Source organism: Chromobacterium sphagni (assembly GCF_001855575.1).
GTDB classification, from domain to species: Bacteria; Pseudomonadota; Gammaproteobacteria; order Burkholderiales; family Chromobacteriaceae; genus Chromobacterium; species Chromobacterium sphagni.
Map to the genome: position 1 here is coordinate 910,132 of NZ_MKCS01000001.1, position 18,575 is coordinate 928,706.

Sequence of the window (18,575 nt, forward strand, 5' to 3'; positions counted from 1 at the left end):
ATAGGGAAACCATGCGAACGCTCTATAGTAAACGTCCCCATCCTTATTACATCATGGCTCCCGACTATCGGCGCAATTCGGCCGGGGTGCGGGTCATGCACATGCTGTGCGATGCCTTGAACCGGTCCGGGCAGGAGGCCTACATCACCACGCGCGAGTGCAATCCCGACTTGCGCACGCCGTTCTTGAACGAAGAGCAGTTCGACTACTACAAGGCGAACCACATCGAGCCCATCATCATCTATCCGGAGGTGGTGAGCGGCAATCCCATGCGCGGCAGGGTGGTGGTGCGTTATCTGCTGAATCGGCCCGGTTTTCTGGGCGGCGGCTCCTATGGCAGCCAGGACATATTGTTCGCCTATGGCTCCGGCCTGGTGCAGGAGGGAATGCCCAAGGATCAGTTGCTGTTCCTGCCCCCTGTCGATCTATCGATTTTCCGTCCGCCGGAAGATCCGGCCAAACGGGTGCCGGGCAAGGTTTGCTACTATCAGGGACGCAAGCGCCAGGCCTTGATCGATCCGGCATTGCTGCCGCCCGACGCGGTGGAAATTACCCAGCAGTATCCGGACAGCTGGGAGGCGCTGGCCGACCTGTTCCAGAGCTGCGAGTATTTCTATTCCGGCGAGGTGTCGGCGCTGGCGGCCGAGGCGGTGTTGTGCGGCTGCGTAGGCGTGGTGATGCCCGGCGAGTGGGCGCAGAGCGCCTTCTGCCAGGAGGAGACCGGATCGTTCGGCGTCGCCTGGGGCACCGCCCCGGACGAGATCGAGCGCGCCAGGCAGACGATGCCGTTGCTGCGCGAACAGTTGGAGAAACAGGCCGAGGCCTTTTGGCCGGCGCTGGACCATTTCATCGAGGTGACGCAGCGGGCCGCCGTCGAGAAGGCGGAACAATTGCGCATCGAACGCACCACGCCGCGCAAGCCGCGCATCGGCGTGCTGACGCGCGACAACCTCGACACCGCCTGCTACAAGCTGCGGCTGGGCGACGCGCTGGGGCTGATGGAGCCGGTGTTCGACTGCCATCACTTCAAGTATCAGTCTTCCTATATGTTCGACGGCCAGTATCCGTTCAAGTCGGACAACGAGTTCGTCGAGCAGATGGACCTGTTCATCGTGCAACGGGTGTTTCCCTTCCCGGAATACCGTCCGGTGCTGAACGAGATGATCGCCTCGGGCAAGCCCATCGTCTACGAGCTGGACGACTGGCTGCTGGGCATGCCGGAGCAGCATGCGATGCACAATCTGTGCCAGCCGTCGTTCGAAGGCATCGAATGGCTGCTGCCGCAATGCGCGTTGGTGACGGTGACCACCGAGGCGCTGGCCGAGAAGGTCAGGCCGTATAACGACAAGGTTCTGGTCTTCCCCAACCTGCTCGCCAGCGAGCGCCTGGTCGAGCCTTTGCCGCGCCAGGGCAAGATCACCATCGGCTTCGCCGGCACCAGTACCCACGATAAGGACATGGCGATGCTGTCCGCCGCCTTGCAACGCATCTATGGCGAATACGCCGGCCAGGTGCGCTTCGTGTTCTGGGGCGAGGTGCCGCCGGGCTTCGTCGGCGTCAAGGACGCGCGTCAGGTGTCCGACTTCGTCAGCTACAACGATTACCTGCGGGATCTGGCCGAGCTGCGCATCGACATCGGCATCGCTCCGCTGCTGGCCAGCGAGTTCAACGACTGCAAGTCCGACCTGAAATGGCTGGAGTATTCGGTGGTCGGCGCGGCGGCGGTGGTGTCCGATGTGGAGCCCTACGCCTGGTTGAAGGACAGCGGTCTGGCCACGGTGGTGGAGAATACCGAGCAGGCCTGGATCGACGCGCTGAGTGAGCTGATAGACAAGCCTCAGCTGCGCGAGCAGCGCGTCGCGGCGGCGCGCCGGCACATTGTCGAGCACCGGCTGCTGGAACACCGCGTCGGCGAGCTGTTCCAGAGTCTGGCCGAACGGTTGCCCGAGCATCTGCGTCCCGAGGCGCCGGTCGAACTCGGCCGCATCACCACCCGCACCACGGTGGAGTCGGACATGGAAGCGCTGGGGGTGTACCGCCGCTGGGTGAAGCAGCACAATCTGCGCGAAGTGCATGCCGAGCAGTTGGCCGAACGGATGATGCTGGCCTGGAGCCAGCGGCCGATGTTCAATCTGATCGCGCTGGCGCCGGCCGGCAGCCTGGAGCGGCTGGCGGAAAGCTTCGCGGCGATGGAGCGGCAGCTGTACCGCAGTTGGCGCCTGATCGTGGTGTCGGACAGCTCGGTGCCGGACCCGATCTTCACGAACAGCGATCAATTGGGCTGGGTACAGCTGGACAGCCTGGACGACGACCAGGCGGTGACCACGGTGATCAATGGCGTCATCGCCGACATTCCGGCGGAATGGACGATGCTGCTGCCGGCCGGCTTTCAGTTGCAGCCGCACGCGCTGGTGCGCCTGGGCGAAGCGATCCACACCCATCCCGAGTGGGCGGCGATCTATTCCGACAGCGACATCATTTCGCCGATGGGCGAGCGTTTCCGCCCCGCTTTCCGTCCCGACTTCTCGATCGACTACCTGCGCTCGATGGATTACATCGGCCAGGCGGTGGCGTTTTCGACGATCAAGCTGTCGATGATAGGCGGCTTCCAGGCCTATCCGCAGGCGCATTGCTATGATGCGCTGCTGCGCTTGTACGAACAGTTGGGCGACGGCTGCATTGGCCATGTCGACGATATGCTGATATCGCTGCCCTGGGTCGACCCCAAACTGGACCAGCTGGGACAGGCGTCGCGCCAGATCGCGCTGGAAAACCATGCTGCCCGCGGCGGCTTGCCGGTCAAGGTCGGCGAGGGACTGGTGTTCGGCACCTACCATTACGAATACCAGCTGCTGGCCCAGCCGCTGGTGTCCATCGTGATTCCGACCCGCGACAAGCTCGAATACCTGGAACCCTGCCTGGAAAGCCTGTTCGGCCTGACCGGCTACCAGAACTTCGAGGTGCTGATCGTCGACAACCGTTCCGAACAGCCGGAAACCTTCGAGTATTACCAGCAGATCAGCGCGCGCTATCCGGGCCGGGTGCAGGTGCTCGACTACGACGCGCCGTTCAACTTCTCGGCGCAGTGCAATCTGGGCGCCAGGGCGGCGCACGGCGAATACCTGCTGTTGCTGAACAACGATACCGAGGTGGTGCTGGAGAGCTGGCTTGAGCGCATGTTGGCCACCGCCCAGCAGCCGGGCGTCGGCGCGGTCGGCGCCCGCCTGCTGTACCCGGAGGTGGGCAAGGTGCAGCACGCCGGCATCGTGCTGGGCATGCCGGGCGGCATGTTCTCGGTCGCCGATCACGTGTTCGAGGGTCAGGACTTCATGCAGGGGGGCTATCAGAATCGTAGCCTGACGATGCAGAACTACTCAGCGGTGACCGCCGCCTGCCTGCTGCTGGAAAAGCAGATCTACGACGCGGTCGGCGGCATGGACGAGCAGCAGTTCAAGGTCTGCTTCAATGATGTCGACCTCTGCCTGAAGATCCAGGCCGGCGGCCTGCGCAATGTCTACAATCCCTTCGTCGTGCTCTACCACCACCACGCCAAGAGTATAGGCCGGGTCACCACCGACCCGCGCCATGCGCTGGAGGCCGCGGTGCGCGAGCGCGAGGAAATGGAGGCGATGCTGGCCCGCTGGATGCCGGTGCTGGCGCGCGATCCCGGATTCAACCGCCATCTGTCGCTGCGCAGCAAGCGGGTCGACATCGAGGCGCAGCGCGTCGTCGCCTGGGACCCGCAACTGCCGGGACGCAAACGGGTGCTGGGTATGCCGGTTCCCGGCGGCAGCGGCGAATACCGGCTGAGCCAGCCCTTGTCGGTGTTGCAGGAGAAGGGCAGGCTGGATGGCGAGATCCATCAGCCGTCGGTCGGCATTCCCTCCATCATCGAGCTGGCGCGGCAGGCGCCGGACACCCTGTTGCTGCATACCGGCATCAGCGACTACATCTACGATTCGGTGTCCGCCTTCCGCGAATACCTGCCGGGCATGCGGGTGGTGTTCGGCCTGGACGACCTGGTCGGCGGCACGCCGGAGAAGAGCAATCTGTACGACCACTGGAAGCGCCATTATCCCGACGCCAAGCAGCGCCTGCGTCGGGTGCTGAAGCTGTGCGATGCCGCGGTGGTGTCGACCGAGCCGCTGGCCGAACTGACCGCCGGCATGGTCGGCGAGGTGGTGGTGGCGCCCAACCGCCTGCGCAAGACCATTTGGGGCAAGCTGAGCTCGCAGCGCCGGGCGGGCAAGAAGCCCCGGGTGGGCTGGATCGGCGCCGGCCAGCACCGCGGCGACTTGGAGCTGCTGTACGAGGTGATCCTGCAGACGCACGAGGAGGTGGAGTGGGTATTCATGGGCATGTGCCTGCCGCAGTTCCGCCCCTTTGTCGCCGAGATGCACCACGCGGTGCCGTTTGGCGAGTATGCGCCGGCGATTGCGACGCTGAATCTGGATCTGGCGGTGGCACCGCTGGAGGTGAACAGCTTCAACGAGGCGAAGAGCAATCTGAGGCTGTTGGAGTACGGCGCGCTGGGATGGCCGGTGGTGTGTTCGGACATCTTCCCCTACCAGACCAACGCCGCGCCGGTCTGCCGGGTGTCCAACCAGGCGACCGCCTGGGTAGAGGCGATTCGCGCCAGGATCTACGATCTGGATGCCGCCGAGGCCGAAGGCGATGCGCTTAACGCCTGGGTACGCCAGCATTACTGGCTGGAGGAGCATCACGAGGACTGGTTCCGCGTGCTGCACGGCTGAGGACAGCCTTGTTTCGATGAAATGGCCCTGCGGGGCCATTTTTTATTGCCATGGCGGATGCGCGCATTTTTTTGGTAATAGTGCCATTTTCATACAAGTTCCCCGCGAATGGCCGATCTGTTGGCTAAGCAGCTAGTCAATCATTCGGCCGGTTTGGCCATCTAGGGGAAAAACATGGCAATTACCGTTAATACCAACTTATCGTCGTTGCAGGCGCAGATCAACCTGAACAGCTCCAGCAACTCGTTGTCGCAATCGTTGCAGCGCCTGTCGTCGGGCCTGCGCGTCAACAGCGCCAAGGATGACGCCGCCGGCCTGGCCATTTCGCAGACGCTGACCTCGGCGATCCGCGGCAACAACCAGGCGATCAAGAACGCCAACGACGGCATCTCTGTCGGCCAGACCGCTGAAGGCGCGCTGGGCCAGATCGCCAACAACCTGCAGCGCATCCGCGAAATCGCGGTGCAGGCGTCCAACGGCTCGGTCAGCAACACCAACCGTTCGCAGCTGCAGAACGAAGTGGACCAGCTGACGCAGGAAATTTCGCGCACCGTTCAGACCACCCAGTTCAACGGCACCAACCTGCTGTCCGGCGGCGCCACGCTGACTTTCCAGGTGGGTTCGTCCGGTTCCAGCGACAACCAGGTTTCGGTGTCGGCGACCGACCTGAGCAAGGCCGGCTCGCTTAACGCCTATAACTCCAGCCTGACCAATACCGGCACCATCAACGTCACTACCCAGTCCGGCGCTTCGGCGGTGCTGTCGTCGCTGGATGCCGACATCGCCAGCATCTCCAACGTGCGTTCCACGTTCGGCGCGGTGCAGAACCGTTTCGACGCGGTGGTTTCCAATTTGCAGAACTACACGCAGAACCTGACCGCGGCCAATAGCCGCATCATGGACGTCGACTTCGCGTCGGAAACCGCCAACCTGACCAAGAACCAGATCCTGCAACAGGCCGGCAGCTCCATCCTGAAGCAGGCCAACTCCCTGCCGCAGGCGGCGCTGACGCTGCTGCAGTAAGGATCTTGCCGCGTCGCCGTCTGCTAGGGCGGCGGCGCGGCCGCGCAACGAATGACGATTGGGAAAAGGCGATGGCGATGAAATGATGTGAGGCGGGGCGCTGGCTGACGGATTGCAAAATGTGAAAATTCACACTTTGACCGTAAAGTTCGGAATGGACTGGCCGATATGCAGTGTAAGCAAGCCTCTTTGCCCACACTGAGTATCAGGAGAGTCATCATGGCCATTACCGTCAACACTAATATATCGTCGCTGCAAGCACAGATTAACCTCAACAATTCGCAGAGTTCCCTGTCCCAGTCTTTGGAACGCCTGTCTTCCGGTTTGCGCATCAACAGCGCCAAGGACGACGCCGCCGGTCTGGCCATTTCGCAGACGTTGACGTCTGCCATCAATGGTAACAACCAGGCGATCAACAATGCCAACGACGGTATTTCCGTAGGGCAGACCGCTGAAGGCGCGTTGGGCCAGATCGCCAACAACCTGCAACGTATCCGCGAAATCGCGGTGCAGTCCTCCAACGGCTCGGTCAGCAACACTAACCGTTCGCAGCTGCAGAACGAAGTGGACCAGCTGACGCAGGAAATTTCGCGTATCGTTCAGACGACGCAGTTCAACGGCACCAGCCTGTTGTCCGGCGGCTCCACGCTGACTTTCCAGGTGGGTTCGTCCGGCGCGGCCAACAACCAGGTATCGATCTCCTCGGTCGACCTGACCTCGGCCGGCGTGCTCTGCAGCTACAACTCGTCTCTGAGCGCAACGGGTACGATCAATATCACGACCCAGTCCGGCGCGTCGGCGATACTGTCGTCGCTGGATGCGGACATCGGGGAAATTTCCACGGTGCGGTCGACTTTCGGCGCGGTGCAGAACCGGTTTGACGCCGTAGTGTCCAACCTGCAAAACTACGTGCAAAACCTGACCGCAGCCAACAGTCGTATCGTGGATGTGGACTTTGCATCGGAAACGGCTAATCTGACACAGAACCAGATCCTGCAACAAGCGGGCGCCTCGATTCTGAAACAGGCCAACGCACTGCCCCAAGCAGCCTTGACACTGCTGCAGTAAGTATAGACTGATGGTATAGCCAGTCTGCAACTCCGGTTGGGCAGCCGGAGTTGCAGCCATTAGGAGCGTGATCATGCAAATCCCTTCCATTTTGTCGCCAGCCTCCACGGTTGCGACTAGCCCGGTGCCGCGTCAGCAACAGGTTGAATTGGCGCAAGCGTCTTCTAGTGATCAGAGTCAGCCGGTTTTGGCTGATTCGACTCAGGCTGTGGCTGCGGCTGGGCAGAGCCAGCAGCAACAGTCGTCTGCCGATGCGCAGAAGCAGCAAACCGATCCCAAGCAATTGCAAGATTCGGTGAGCCAGTTGAACAACGCGGCGTCGCTGTACAATAGCTCGCTGCAGTTTTCGGTTGATAAGGACACCGGAGCCACCGTGGTCAAGGTGATCGACAAGTCCAACAACCAAGTGATTCGCCAGATTCCGTCTGAAGAAGCGTTGCGTATCGCCAAGGCGATAGGCGATTTCAAAGGACTTTTGCTGAAGGACAAAGCCTGATTACGACTGTCCCGATGCGGCTATAACATGGGCATAACATGACAGCCATTACCAGTTCCGTGGGTGCATTGGATGTACAGGGCATCGTCAGCCAGCTGATGATGATCGAAAGACAACCGCTGAATGCCAGCCTCAACAGGTCTGACCAGTACAATACGCAGCTCAGCACCGTCGGCAAGCTGAATTCGTCCTTGTCCGCCTTGCAGACCGCGATGACATCCTTGTCGTCCGGCCGTTTCCTGCAGGTGTTCAAGGCGACCGTCAGCGATTCATCGATGGCGGCGGTCTCCACCACCAGCGGTGGCAATTCCGGCACCTACCAGGTGGCGGTGAACAATCTGGCGACCAACCGGCAACTGGTGTTCGACCAGGCCGGCGGGCAGAACATCGCCGATCCCAAAACGGCCATCAGCGGCGCGCCCGACCAGCTGACTTTCCAGATCAACGGAAAGGCCCAGACCGTCAAGCTGCGCGATAAGCCGGGCGACGCGGTGAGCCTGCAGACGATCAACGACAAGATCAATGCCGCGGGCATCGGTCTGAACGCCACCATCGTGCAGAACGGCGGCCAGTACAAGCTGGTGCTGGCCTCGGTGGATTCCGGCACCGACAACCAGTTCACCATTACCGGCGGCGGTCAGGATTCGCATTCGACCGCGGGCTCCTCGCTGGCGGGATTGACGCAGAGCGACAACGGCGCCAAGGAGTCGCAGAATGCCCAGAATGCCAGCCTGACCGTGAATGGCGTGGCCATTACCGCGGGCAGCAACAAGGTGTCCGACGCGATTCCCGGGGTGGAAATTGATCTTTACAAGGCAGGCAGCTTCACCGTGTCGCTGTCGCCTGACAGCGCCGGCGTAGGCAAGGGCCTGCAAGCGTTTGTCGATGCGTACAACCAGGTGGTGAGCGACGTCAAGGCGGCGCGCAGCGGCACCATGAAGGGTAATTCATCGATACTGGATATCCAAACCAGACTGCAGCAGGTGCTGTCGACCCCGGTGGCGGGCGCCGATCCGGTCAACTCGGTGGCTTTCCTGTCGCAAGCCGGCATCTCCTTGCAGAAGGACGGCACGCTGAAGTTGGATCAAACCGCCTTCAACGATGCGTTGAAGAAAGATAAGCAGGCGGTGACCAACCTGTTCGGCAACGCCGCCAATACAGGCTTTGCCCAGCGTTTCAACCAGGAGATCAACGCCATGTTGGGGCCAACAGGCCTGATAGAAACCAGCAAGGCCACGATCAAGAGCCGGGTCAGCACGGAGACGCAGTTGCAAAGTTCGCTGCAGGCCCGGCTGGACTCGAAGCAGACCCAGTTGTTGCAGCAGTACACGGCGTTAAATAAAACCCTCGCGCAGATGCAGGCGGGGTCAAACAGCCTGCTCAGCCTGATTTCCAGGTAAAATCACGCCGGGCGGCACCAGCCGTTCGGTGGCTTTAGAAATGATGGTGACCCATGCTGAATTCACGAATGCTCAAGCAGTTCAATCAGGCATATGCCAATGATGCTTTGAAGACTGCGGTTTATGGGGCCAGCCCGGTTGGTATCGTCGTGATGCTGTATGAAGGGGCGATCAAGGCGATCAATTCGGCAAGCGTTGCCATTGATGCCGGCCGCTTCGACGAAAAGGCGCGGATGATTTCCAAGGCCGTGGACATCCTGGAAGGCTTGCGGGTGGCGCTGGATCTGGATCTGGCTTCCGAGGCCGCGGTCAATCTGAATGACCTGTACCTGTACATGAAGTTGCGTCTGGCCAAGGCCAGCCTGAAGAACGACAAGGATATGCTGGCGGAAGTCCGGGGCCTGCTGGAAACCATTCTTCCGGCGTGGCAGCAGGTCGATAAGGACAATGGTATGAAGCCGCAGAGCGCCAACGGCCAGCCTGGAGCCTGAAGGTCGCCATGGAGCAGCAATTTGCAATGACCGAAGGCGGTTTGGCTGAACTGATCAACTCTTTGGAACCGTTGGCTCAACAGACGCTGGAGGTGGCAAGGAACCATGAACGGCGGCGCTTCGTCGAGTTGTATCGCCGGCAGGAAGCCTACACCCAGCAGTTGTTGAAAAGGCTCGAAGCCGGCGAGCGCCAAAGCCTGAATGCTGAACAGCGCGACACCCTGCGCCGGGTGCTGGCTTTGCGCGGACAGATCCAGCAGCAGATGGCTGGCTGGGCGGAGCAGCTCAAGCACGAGTTGCAGGCGCTGCGTCAAAGCTCCAAGTTGAACCGCCAGTACAAGCTGTAAGGGCTGACTGGTTTGCCAATGCTGGATCGACAGGGGGCGGACCAGGCCGGAACTGAGTATCGGGTGGTGGGGTTTTGACTTGGGTTGTGCTGTATTTCGCCATACACTTAAAGTCAATGCGGATGTTCACCCGAGGGGAATTCTCCATGTCCGGCGCCTTGTTCCCTTATCTGATGGTCGTACTATGGCTGATGCTGGCGGTTGTGGTAGTTTATCTTTTCGGCAGGGTGCAGCGGCTGGAAAGCAAGCGGGACAGCCTGACTTCGCTGTACCTTGATCAGCATCAGCAGCAGATCAGCTCGCTGCAGCGCGATGTCAGCCGGCTGCAGTCGCGGCTGGAGCTGCACTCCCAGGCCGAGCCTGGGCTGAGCCCGTATAATCAGGCCATCGAGATGATACGCCAGGGGTTGACCGCCTCCGAGGTGGCGTCGCGTTGTGGGATTTCCCGCAGCGAAGCGGAGCTGATCGTCTCACTTTACCGTAACAGTCCCACTTCATGATTCCGTCCTTACCCAATGCGGTCGCCACCACCACGCAAGGTGCGCAAAGCCTCAATCAGCTGCGGACCTCGGTAGACGGCGCCCGGCTGCTGGAGGCGTTGGTCCAGCCCTCGAAACCGCCATCGCTGATGGTGGGAGAGTTGTTGACCGCCAAGGTGGCGGATCAACTGGGCAATAACCAGCTGGCGGTGCTGATCAAGAACGGCTTGTTCACGCTCAGCCTGCCGCCGGGCGTGAACCCTTCCGGCGATACCCTGAATCTCAAGGTGGTCTCGCTGGAGCCGGCCCTCACCTTCGCGCTGCAGGACGGCGGCAAAGACGCGCCGCCGCCTCAGGATAGCTCGGTGGCGGTCAAGCTCAGCCAGGCGTCCCGCTACCTCACCACCTTGCTCAGTTCCGGCGAGTCGGCCGCGCCGAGCAAGCCGCTGCAACTGGACGCGGCCGAACATCCTCCCGCCCAACTGGCTAGGCAACTGCAGCAGGACGTCAAGCAGAGCGGCCTGTTTTACGAATCGCATCTGAAGGACTTCAGCAATGGCCTGCATCCGCTGGAGCAGCTCAAGCAGGAGCCGCAGGCCAAGCTGACGCTGACGCTGCAGGCGTTGGACGAAGGCTCGAAAAGCAGCCAGAGCCAGGCTCAGACCAAACCGCAGCTGCAGGAGCTGGGCGGCCTGGTGCAGCGTCAACTGGATGGCTTGGAAAACCGGGCCGTGCAGTTTCAGGGCCTGGCCTGGCCCGGCCAGCCGATGCAGTTGCAGATCGAGCAGGAGCAGTTGCAGAACGAGCGCCGCGGCGACGGGCAGGAGGAGATTCCGGTCTGGAATACCAGCTTGTCGTTGGAGTTGCCGGCCTTGGGCGGCATGGCGGTGAGAGTGCGTTTGGTCGGCCAGGCGGTGCAAGTTTCTTTCAGCGCCGACGAGGGCGATACCGGGCAGAGAATCCAGCAGAACGCCGCTCGGTTGCAAAGCGGCATGGCGGCGGCCGGACTGACCCTTGCCAGTTTGGTAGTAAATCAGAATGAACCAACAGAATGACGACAAGCGCCGCTCAGCGGTGGCGCTTTCCTATCAGGATGGGCATCGCTCGCCGCGGGTGGTGGCCAAGGGCTACGGCCAGATGGCGCAGCGCATTATCGAGTGCGCGCAGGACGCGGGGGTTTTCGTCCACGATTCGCCGGAGCTGGTTTCCCTGCTGATGCAGGTGGACCTGGACAAGCACATTCCTCCCGAGCTTTACCGCGCCGTGGCGGAAATCCTGGCCTTTGTCTATTACCTGGAACGGCAGGCGGGCGCTGGCGGCGCCGAATTCGAAGACTGGCTCGCCGGCCGCAAGACGCCGGTCAACAATCCCTGATTTCCCCCTCTGGCGCACCGCGGCGCAATCCCCTATGCTCAGCCGATTGCGGATCATCAATCGGAGAATGGCATGCACATCGGATATATCGGCCTTGGCATCATGGGCCGTCCCTGCGCCCTCAATCTGCTGAAGGCCGGGCATCGAGTCAGCGTCTGGGCGCGGTGCCCGGAGAGCGCGGCCGCCTTGCTGGACGCGGGAGCCAACTGGGCGGAAAGTCCGGCTGCGCTTGCCGGCCAAGTCGAGGTGCTGGTGACCAATGTATCGGATACTGCCGATGTCGAGGCCGTGCTGCTGGGCGAACAAGGCGCGGCGCAGGGCGCGCGCAGCGGTCTGATTTGTGTGGACATGAGCACCATTGCGCCCAATGGCGCGCGCCGGATTGCCGCGCAGTTGGCTGGGCATGGCATCGAGTTTCTGGATTGCCCGGTCTCCGGCGGCGAGGTGGGCGCGGTCAACGGCACGCTTACCATCATGGTGGGCGGCAACGCCGATGCGCTGAAAAAAGCCCGCCCGGCGCTGATGGCGATGGGCCAGACCATCACCCATATCGGCGCTAGCGGAGCCGGCCAGGTGGCCAAGGCCTGCAATCAGATCGCGGTGGCGGTGGGCGTGGCGGCGGTGGCGGAAATCGTCAAGCTGGCGCGCGCCTGCGATGTCGACCCGGCCCCGGTGCGCGCCGCGCTGCTGGGTGGATTCGGCCAGAGCCGAGTGCTGGATGTGCATGGCCAGCGAATGATAGACGACAATTACGCGCCGGGCTTCAAGGCCAAGCTGCACGCCAAGGACATGCATATCGTGATGGATACGGCGCGGGAGCAGGGCATCAGCCTGCCGGCGGCCGAGCGTACCATGCAGCTGATAGACCAGCTGGTGGCGCAAGGCGAAGGCGAATTGGATTCATCGGCGATTGCCCGGCTGATCTGGCGGCAGAACTGAAGCTGCAATGTGAAAACGGGCCGGCGTGACGCCGGCCCGTTTCACATGTCGGTAGTCCGCGCGAATTTAGGCGATGCGGTCTTTCAACTGCTTGCTGGCGACAAAAGCCACTTTGCGCTTGGCGGCGATCTGGATGGTTTCGCCGGTTTTCGGATTGCGGCCGGTGCGGGCTGCGCTTTCCTTAACTTTGAACTTGCCGGCAACGATGCTTAGCTCGCCGTTGCCGGCCAGGGTGTCCAGCAGTACTTCGTCGAAAGCGCCCAATACACGCAGTACATCGGCTTTGTTGAGGCCGGACTTGTCGGAGAGGAGGGCAATCAGTTCGGCTTTTGTCATGGTGTGCGTCTTTCGCGAGGAGTAAAACCTCATTTTCTGCGATTTTGCAGCGCTGATAAAGGTGAAAAAGCATAATTCGCTTATAAATGCCTATTCAATGCGCGTGACCGTGGTGGCTCCGCCGCAGATTGCCGCTTTACGGGCCGGAATTATCCCATATGGCTGTGATTAATACCGGATTTCTTCTGGCGATGGCCGTCGAGGCCGGGCGCGCCGGTTTGCCGGCGTTGGAGCTTCGCGATCGGGCTGATGGCCGGCATGCGGCAGAATTGGACTGCCCCGGCTCCTGTAGGCATTCCTGCCTTATGATTTGAGCATAGGAGGATGTCCATGAGCACACCGCGTTTCACCCCAGAATTCAAAGAGGAAGCCGTCAAACAAGTCACCGAGCGTGGCTACTCCGTAGCCGAAGTTTCTGCTCGGCTTGGGGGTTCCAGCCACAGCCTGTACAAATGGGTGAAAGCAGTCAGTCCGGATAACTCGGAGAAACAGGCTGCCGAGCTGATCGAGGCCAAGAGCGAAATCCTTCGCCTGAAGGCGCAACTGCGGCGCACAGAAGAAGAGCGAGATATTCTAAAAAAAGCCGCGCGGTACTTTGCCAGGGAGTCCGAGTGAAGTACCGCTTCATGAACGAGCATCGTCATGCCTGGCCACTGACGACCATGTGTCGTTTGTTGCAAGTTGCCCGCGCCGGCTTCTATCAATGGCTACATCGCCCCGAGTCCGACCACGCCAAGGAAGATGCTAGATTACTGGCTCTGATTCGTGACTCGTGGCGGGCCAGTGGTGGGGTATATGGATCTCGCCGCGTTCTGGGTGACCTGCGCGAAATCGGCGAGCAGTGTGGCAAGCATCGTGTCGCCAGAATCATGCGGCAACACAGAATCAAGGCTCAGCGCGGCTATAAAGCCCCACGGCCCATTGCAGGGCGCCCCTCTTTGTTGGCCCCCAACCATCTGAACCGTGAATTCACGACATCACAGCCTGACCAAGCTTGGGTAACGGACATTACCTACATCCGCACCTGGCAGGGCTGGCTTTATCTAGCGGTGGTGATCGACTTGTTCTCACGCAAGGTGGTGGGCTGGTCGATGAAACCGACATTGAACCGCGAATTGGCGCTGGACGCCCTGCTGATGGCGCTGTGGCGGCGCAAGCCGACTGGTCGCGTGCTGGTTCATTCGGACCAAGGGTCGCAATATGGCAGTGATGACTGGCACCGTTTCTGCGTCTCCCACGACCTTGAACCCAGCATGAGCCGACGTGGCAATTGCTGGGATAACGCCGTAGCTGAGTCCTTCTATCAGCAGTCTGAAGAAGGAGCGTATCCGCAAACGGATTTACAAAACCCGCGACTTGGCCAAGTCAGATGTATTCGATTACATCGAAGTTTTTTACAATCGAACCCGCCGCCATAGTTACCTGGGCGGCATCAGCCCCGAGGCTTTTGAAAGGGCTTCGGCGTGAGGCAGAAATTTGTCTACGGTACCCGGGACAGTCCAGCCCAGGATTTATGCAACAGCGCCGTGTCAGGCCGTTTTCTTCCGGCCCTTGGTAATCGGCGTCACGTTGTAGGCCTCGCCCTTGTCCAGGGCATCGAGCAGCCCGGCCCACTTGTTCAGGGCGTCGCGGCGCTCATTGAAATAGTCGTGCCGGTTGTAGATGCCCTCCACCCCGCCAATCTTGTGATTCAGGCAGCGCTCGGCAACAACGGGATCTATTCCCAGTTCAGCCAGGTGAGTGCGGGCCGTGCGGCGTAGATCGTGGATGGTGAAGTCCGCCACGTCCGGCATGTGTGGCTTGACCTTGCCCAGGGCGGTGCCGATGGTGCCTTCGTGGATGTGCGGCACCATGCGGTGTTGCATCTTGCGGGCCGGCAACACCCAGGCGCTGGGGCCGGCCAAGTCAAACAGCTGCTGCAGCCATTCCACGGCCAGGACGGGCAGGGGGATGTCGATAGGCTTGCCGGTCTTGCTGCGCTCGCCTGGCAGGTGCCAGACGCTGGCCGGCAAGTCGAACTCTTCTTTGCGCGCGGCGCACAGCTCCATCTTGCGGACGCACAGCAGCAACAGCAGGCGGATGGAGAGGTCGTTCTCCACGCTGAAGCCGCGGGCCAGCTTCATGGCCTGGAACAGCTTGGCCAGCTCGTCGCGGCTCAAGGCGCGGTCGCGCGACTCTTCCTTGCCGCCGGCGTCGCCCAGGTCGAAGGCGCTGGCCGGGTTGATCTCGATGATGTGGCGCTTGATGGCGTAGTCGAACATGCGGCGGGTCCAGCGCAGCACGTCGTTGGCGATGGTGGGCGCGCCGCGCTTGACGATGGATTGGAGCATGTCGTCGATGTGGCGGGGCTTGATGTCCTTCACCTTCATCTTGCCCAGCATGGGGCCGATGTCCTTGTCGATCCGGCGCCGCACGATGTCCGGGTGCTTCCAGCGGCCCAGAATCATCCGCTCGTAGTACTCGTTGGCCAGAACCAGCATGGTGATGGCGTTCTTCTCTTCCTCGATCTTGGCCAGCGCCGCGGCCTTGCGTTCCTGCTTCTCGCCGGCCACGTCGTAGCCCAGCGCCACGCGGGCGGCCATTTCACGAGCGGCTTCCCGTGCTTTGGCCAGGGACAGTTCCGAGTAGGTGCCCAAGACGATGACGCGTGGTTTCCCTGCGAACTTGTAGCGATAGCGCCAGACCGGCACGCCGTAGTTCTCGCGGAATATCAGATAGAGGCCATCTCCATCTGCACGGCCTTCAAAACGTTCGTCTGCTTTGATCCAGGCCCGGATTTGCATGTCGGTCAGCTTGCCCAATGTCCACACCTCGAATACTGAGTAGACCCCTCAAGTCCGCGCCGCTGCTGGATCAGGAAAATTCTGAACAGCGAATAGCGGCGTGTACCCCTAACTTCTATGCAAAATGTCAGGGTGTACACCCAGGGGTACACGGAAAGTATGCGCTTTGTTGACACTCCATGACACAACTTGCAATGAATAAAGCCCCGACTGGCGGGGCTTTTGTGGTTTCGATGACACGCCGTGGCGCGTCGTGAAAGCTTACTCGATGTTTTGAATTTGCTCGCGCATTTGTTCGATCAGAACTTTCAGCTCCACCGAGGCCTGGGTGGTGTCGGTGGATACCGATTTGGAGCCTAGGGTGTTGGCCTCGCGGTTCAGTTCCTGCATCAGGAAATCCAGCCGCTTGCCGGACTGGCCGCCAGACTTGAGGATACGGCGCACTTCGGAAAGATGGGTGGTCAGGCGCGACAGCTCCTCGTCCACGTCTATCTTTTGCGCGAACAGCGCGAATTCCTGTTTCAGCCGGTCTTCATCCACGCTGCCCAGCGCCTCTTGCAGGCGGCCGGACAGCTTGGCCATGTAGTTTTCCAGGATCTGAGGCAGCTTGGGCTTGATCGCGGCGACGATGGCCTCCATCGACTCGATGCGCTCGATCAGCACGGCCTTCAGCTTTTCGCCTTCGCGGCCGCGGGAGGCGTTGAAGTCGGCCAGCGCGGTTTGCAGCGCGTCCAGGCACAGCTGCTGCAGCACCTCGGGCGCCAACTCGTTGCTGCGCAGCACGCCGGGCCAGCGCATCAGCTCGCCTACCGACAGGCCCTTGCTGTCGCCGGTTTGCCGCTGGATCTCGCCGGATACTTCCAGCAGGCGGGTAAGGAAGGCCTGGTTCAGCTCAAGGGTGGGGGCGGCGCTGTCCACCTGGTTGAGGCCGACGCGGCATTCCAGTTTGCCGCGGGTGACGCGGGCGGCTATCTGCTCGCGCAATTGCGGTTCGATGATGCGCAGCTCCTCCGGCAGGCGCATCTGCACGTCAAGGTAACGGTGATTGACTGCGCGAACTTCAAGGCTCAACATGCCGCCAGGGAATTCCCGGGTAGCGGCGGCAAAGCCGGTCATGCTTAGTATCATGCGGGGCTCCTGATATCTGTCCAAATTGCAAATGCCGGGCCCGAATTGCTTTGCTAAGCTCAATTCAGGGCCAGTGGACACTATAACAACTGCCATCCGATGACTCAATCCAGCAAGCAAACCGCGCTATCGGCGGGTTACAGGCTCGCCGAGTACACAATCGTGCGCCAACTGTCGGTTGGCGGCTTCAGTGTTGTCTATCTGGCGTTGGATGATGGCGATCACAAGTTCGCCATCAAGGAGTATTTGCCGCGCAACCTGGCCGAGCGCAACCACGATGGCGAGGTGACGGTGCCGCATGAGATGGACCGGGATGCCTTCAATCTGGGCCTGAAATGCTTTTTCGAGGAGGGCCGGGTGTTGTCCGGCATTGCCCACCCCACCGTGGTGAGGGTGAGCAATTTCTTCCGCGCCAACCAGACAGTGTACATGGTGATGGAGTATGCCGACGGCCGCTCGCTGGGGCGCGAGCTGGAGCTGGCAGGCGGGAGGATGGAGGAGAGGCTGATCCGCAAATGGTTTGCCGCGCTGCTCTCCGGTCTGCGCGAGGTGCACAGCCAGCGCCTGCTGCACCTGGACATCAAGCCGGCCAACATCTACCTGCGGCGCAACGGCGTGCCGCTGCTGCTGGATTTCGGCGCGGCCCGCCAGACCCTGTTGCGGCGCGACAAGGATTTCGCCGCCATGTACACGCCGGGTTTCGCGGCGCCGGAGCAATATGAGAAAGATCAGCCGCTGGGGCCGTGGACCGACATTTACGCGATCGGCGCCTGCCTGTATGTCTGCATGGGCGGGCAGACGCCGCAGAATGCCAGGGAGAGGCGGGAGCAGGATTTGCTGGTGCCGGCCGGCAAGCTGTTCCGCCATCTTTACTCGCGCGAATTGACCGAGCTGTGCGACCGCTGTCTGGCGCTGGAACCGGAGGCGCGGCCAACGACGGTGATGGAAGTGCAGAAGCGGCTGCTGGAAACCGAATACAGTAGCCCCGAGCCGCAATCGGCAGAGGGCAACCGGCTGGTTGGCTGGATCAAGGGCCTGGCTGGCGGCCGCCATCGAGAGGGGACGGAATGAAATTGTCGATCTTCCAGGAAAGCAGGGTGGGCGGCCGCAGCTATAACCAGGACAGGTTGACGGTGGCTCATTCGAGCGAGGCGGTGATGCTGGTGGTGGCCGATGGCATGGGCGGTCATATGCGCGGCGAAGTGGCGGCGCAGATTACGGTGGATCTGCTCAGCGAGCTGTTCTACCAGCAGGCCACCCCGGTGCTCAGCCATCCCAACCGCTTTCTGGTCAACGTCATCAGTTCGGTGCACCAGGTAATCCTGGAATATGCCACCGATCACCGGCTGCCGGATGTGCCCAGCACCACGGTGGTGGTGGCCATCATCCAGCAGGGCTATCTGTACTGGTGCCATGTCGGCGATTCGCGCCTGTATCTGCTGGACCAGAAGGGCTTGCGTTTGCGCTCGCGCGACCATTCTCAGGTGCAGCGGCTGATAGACCAGGGCCTGTTGAACGAGGAGGCGGCCAAGACCCACCCGGAGCGCAACAAGATCTACAACTGCCTGGGCGCCTCCAGCGACCCGGAAATCGATATCGGCGATCGGCAGGAGGTCGGGCCGGGCTGTTCCATCGTGCTGTGCACCGATGGCTTGTGGTCGCAGGTGCAGGACGACGAGATGGAGAAGGTGTTCGCCGGCCGCCACGTCAACCAGGTGCTGCCGGCGCTGATCAATGTGGCCGAGCGCCGCGCCGGGGCCGGCGGCGACAATCTGTCGGCGGTGGCGGTCACGCTGCTGGACGACGGGGTGGAACTGGGCGAGCGCGGCGATGCGCTGGACACCGAGAAGACGCCGCCGCAGAAGGGCGGGCGCTTGATCCTGGAGTCCAATCTGGAGACCATGCACCAGGAAATCCTGGCCAGCCAGGTGAGCAAGGGCAGCTGAGGCCGGCGCCG

At 61.5% G+C, this 18,575-nt stretch carries 16 protein-coding genes and 1 pseudogene; 14 read left to right on the top strand and 3 right to left on the bottom strand.

The genetic code is table 11. The annotated features are described in order from the left end of the window. Window positions 1-11 precede the first annotated feature (11 nt). The 11 genes from BI347_RS04350 to BI347_RS04400 all read left to right on the top strand — a co-directional run bounded on the left by BI347_RS04350 (window position 12) and on the right by BI347_RS04400 (window position 12,371). Window positions 12-4,754 (top strand): glycosyltransferase, encoded by a 4,743-nt coding sequence (locus tag BI347_RS04350; protein ID WP_071115383.1) that lies wholly within the window; start codon window positions 12-14, stop codon window positions 4,752-4,754. Window positions 4,755-4,928: 174 nt separating this feature from the next. Continuing rightward, window positions 4,929-5,777, top strand: coding sequence for a flagellin N-terminal helical domain-containing protein (locus BI347_RS04355; protein WP_071113118.1), 849 nt, complete (start codon window positions 4,929-4,931; stop codon window positions 5,775-5,777). A 219-nt stretch (window positions 5,778-5,996) separates the two neighbouring features. After that, window positions 5,997-6,845, top strand: coding sequence for a flagellin N-terminal helical domain-containing protein (locus BI347_RS04360; protein ID WP_071115384.1), 849 nt, complete (start codon window positions 5,997-5,999; stop codon window positions 6,843-6,845). A gap of 73 nt (window positions 6,846-6,918) precedes the next feature. Next, a complete protein-coding gene (locus tag BI347_RS04365; RefSeq protein WP_071113116.1) occupies window positions 6,919-7,341 on the top strand; it encodes a flagellar protein FlaG in 423 nt (140 codons plus the stop codon). A 38-nt stretch (window positions 7,342-7,379) separates the two neighbouring features. Next, a complete protein-coding gene (gene fliD / locus BI347_RS04370; protein WP_071115385.1) occupies window positions 7,380-8,741 on the top strand; it encodes a flagellar filament capping protein FliD in 1,362 nt (453 codons plus the stop codon). 68 nt (window positions 8,742-8,809) lie between these two features. Further along, window positions 8,810-9,232 carry a flagellar export chaperone FliS gene (gene fliS / locus BI347_RS04375; protein WP_239690819.1) on the top strand — a complete coding sequence of 141 codons (423 nt, stop codon included), beginning with the start codon at window positions 8,810-8,812 and terminating at the stop codon, window positions 9,230-9,232. 8 nt (window positions 9,233-9,240) lie between these two features. Then, a complete protein-coding gene (locus BI347_RS04380) occupies window positions 9,241-9,579 on the top strand; it encodes a flagellar protein FliT (protein WP_139166971.1) in 339 nt (112 codons plus the stop codon). 146 nt (window positions 9,580-9,725) lie between these two features. Further along, complete coding sequence (locus BI347_RS04385; protein ID WP_071113112.1) at window positions 9,726-10,079, top strand: DUF2802 domain-containing protein; 354 nt, start codon at window positions 9,726-9,728, stop codon at window positions 10,077-10,079. After that, window positions 10,076-11,113 (top strand): flagellar hook-length control protein FliK, encoded by a 1,038-nt coding sequence (gene fliK, locus BI347_RS04390; RefSeq protein ID WP_071113111.1) that lies wholly within the window; start codon window positions 10,076-10,078, stop codon window positions 11,111-11,113. Before BI347_RS04385 ends, fliK begins: the two co-directional genes overlap by 4 nt. Further along, window positions 11,097-11,432 carry an EscU/YscU/HrcU family type III secretion system export apparatus switch protein gene (locus BI347_RS04395; RefSeq protein WP_071113110.1) on the top strand — a complete coding sequence of 112 codons (336 nt, stop codon included), beginning with the start codon at window positions 11,097-11,099 and terminating at the stop codon, window positions 11,430-11,432. The genes fliK and BI347_RS04395 overlap by 17 nt, the downstream gene beginning before the upstream one ends. Before the next feature lie 72 nt (window positions 11,433-11,504). After that, on the top strand, window positions 11,505-12,371 hold the full coding sequence (locus BI347_RS04400) for an NAD(P)-dependent oxidoreductase (protein ID WP_071115386.1): 867 nt from the start codon (window positions 11,505-11,507) through the stop codon (window positions 12,369-12,371). A gap of 66 nt (window positions 12,372-12,437) precedes the next feature. Here the strand turns inward: BI347_RS04400 and BI347_RS04405 are convergent, their stop codons facing one another. Continuing rightward, window positions 12,438-12,707 (bottom strand): HU family DNA-binding protein, encoded by a 270-nt coding sequence (locus BI347_RS04405; RefSeq protein WP_071113108.1) that lies wholly within the window; start codon window positions 12,705-12,707, stop codon window positions 12,438-12,440. A 330-nt stretch (window positions 12,708-13,037) separates the two neighbouring features. On the opposite strand from BI347_RS04405, the pseudogene BI347_RS22505 reads away from it, so the two are divergent. Then, a pseudogene (locus tag BI347_RS22505) lies at window positions 13,038-14,174 on the top strand (IS3 family transposase). Window positions 14,175-14,236: 62 nt separating this feature from the next. Here BI347_RS22505 and BI347_RS04415 read toward each other — a convergent pair. Both BI347_RS04415 and BI347_RS04420 read right to left on the bottom strand, forming a co-directional pair. Continuing rightward, window positions 14,237-15,508, bottom strand: a complete 1,272-nt coding sequence (locus BI347_RS04415) for a tyrosine-type recombinase/integrase (RefSeq protein WP_071113105.1) — start codon at window positions 15,506-15,508, stop codon at window positions 14,237-14,239. Between the two features lie 243 nt (window positions 15,509-15,751). Further along, a complete protein-coding gene (locus BI347_RS04420; RefSeq protein WP_071115387.1) occupies window positions 15,752-16,618 on the bottom strand; it encodes a YicC/YloC family endoribonuclease in 867 nt (288 codons plus the stop codon). Between the two features lie 99 nt (window positions 16,619-16,717). Here BI347_RS04420 and BI347_RS04425 point away from each other — a divergent pair, with 99 nt between their 5' ends. Both BI347_RS04425 and BI347_RS04430 read left to right on the top strand, forming a co-directional pair. Then, window positions 16,718-17,689, top strand: a complete 972-nt coding sequence (locus BI347_RS04425; protein ID WP_071115388.1) for a serine/threonine protein kinase — start codon at window positions 16,718-16,720, stop codon at window positions 17,687-17,689. Then, the gene (locus BI347_RS04430; protein ID WP_071113102.1) at window positions 17,686-18,564 is read left to right on the top strand and encodes a PP2C family protein-serine/threonine phosphatase; all 879 of its coding nucleotides are present in this window, start codon (window positions 17,686-17,688) and stop codon (window positions 18,562-18,564) included. Before BI347_RS04425 ends, BI347_RS04430 begins: the two co-directional genes overlap by 4 nt. Window positions 18,565-18,575 lie beyond the last annotated feature (11 nt).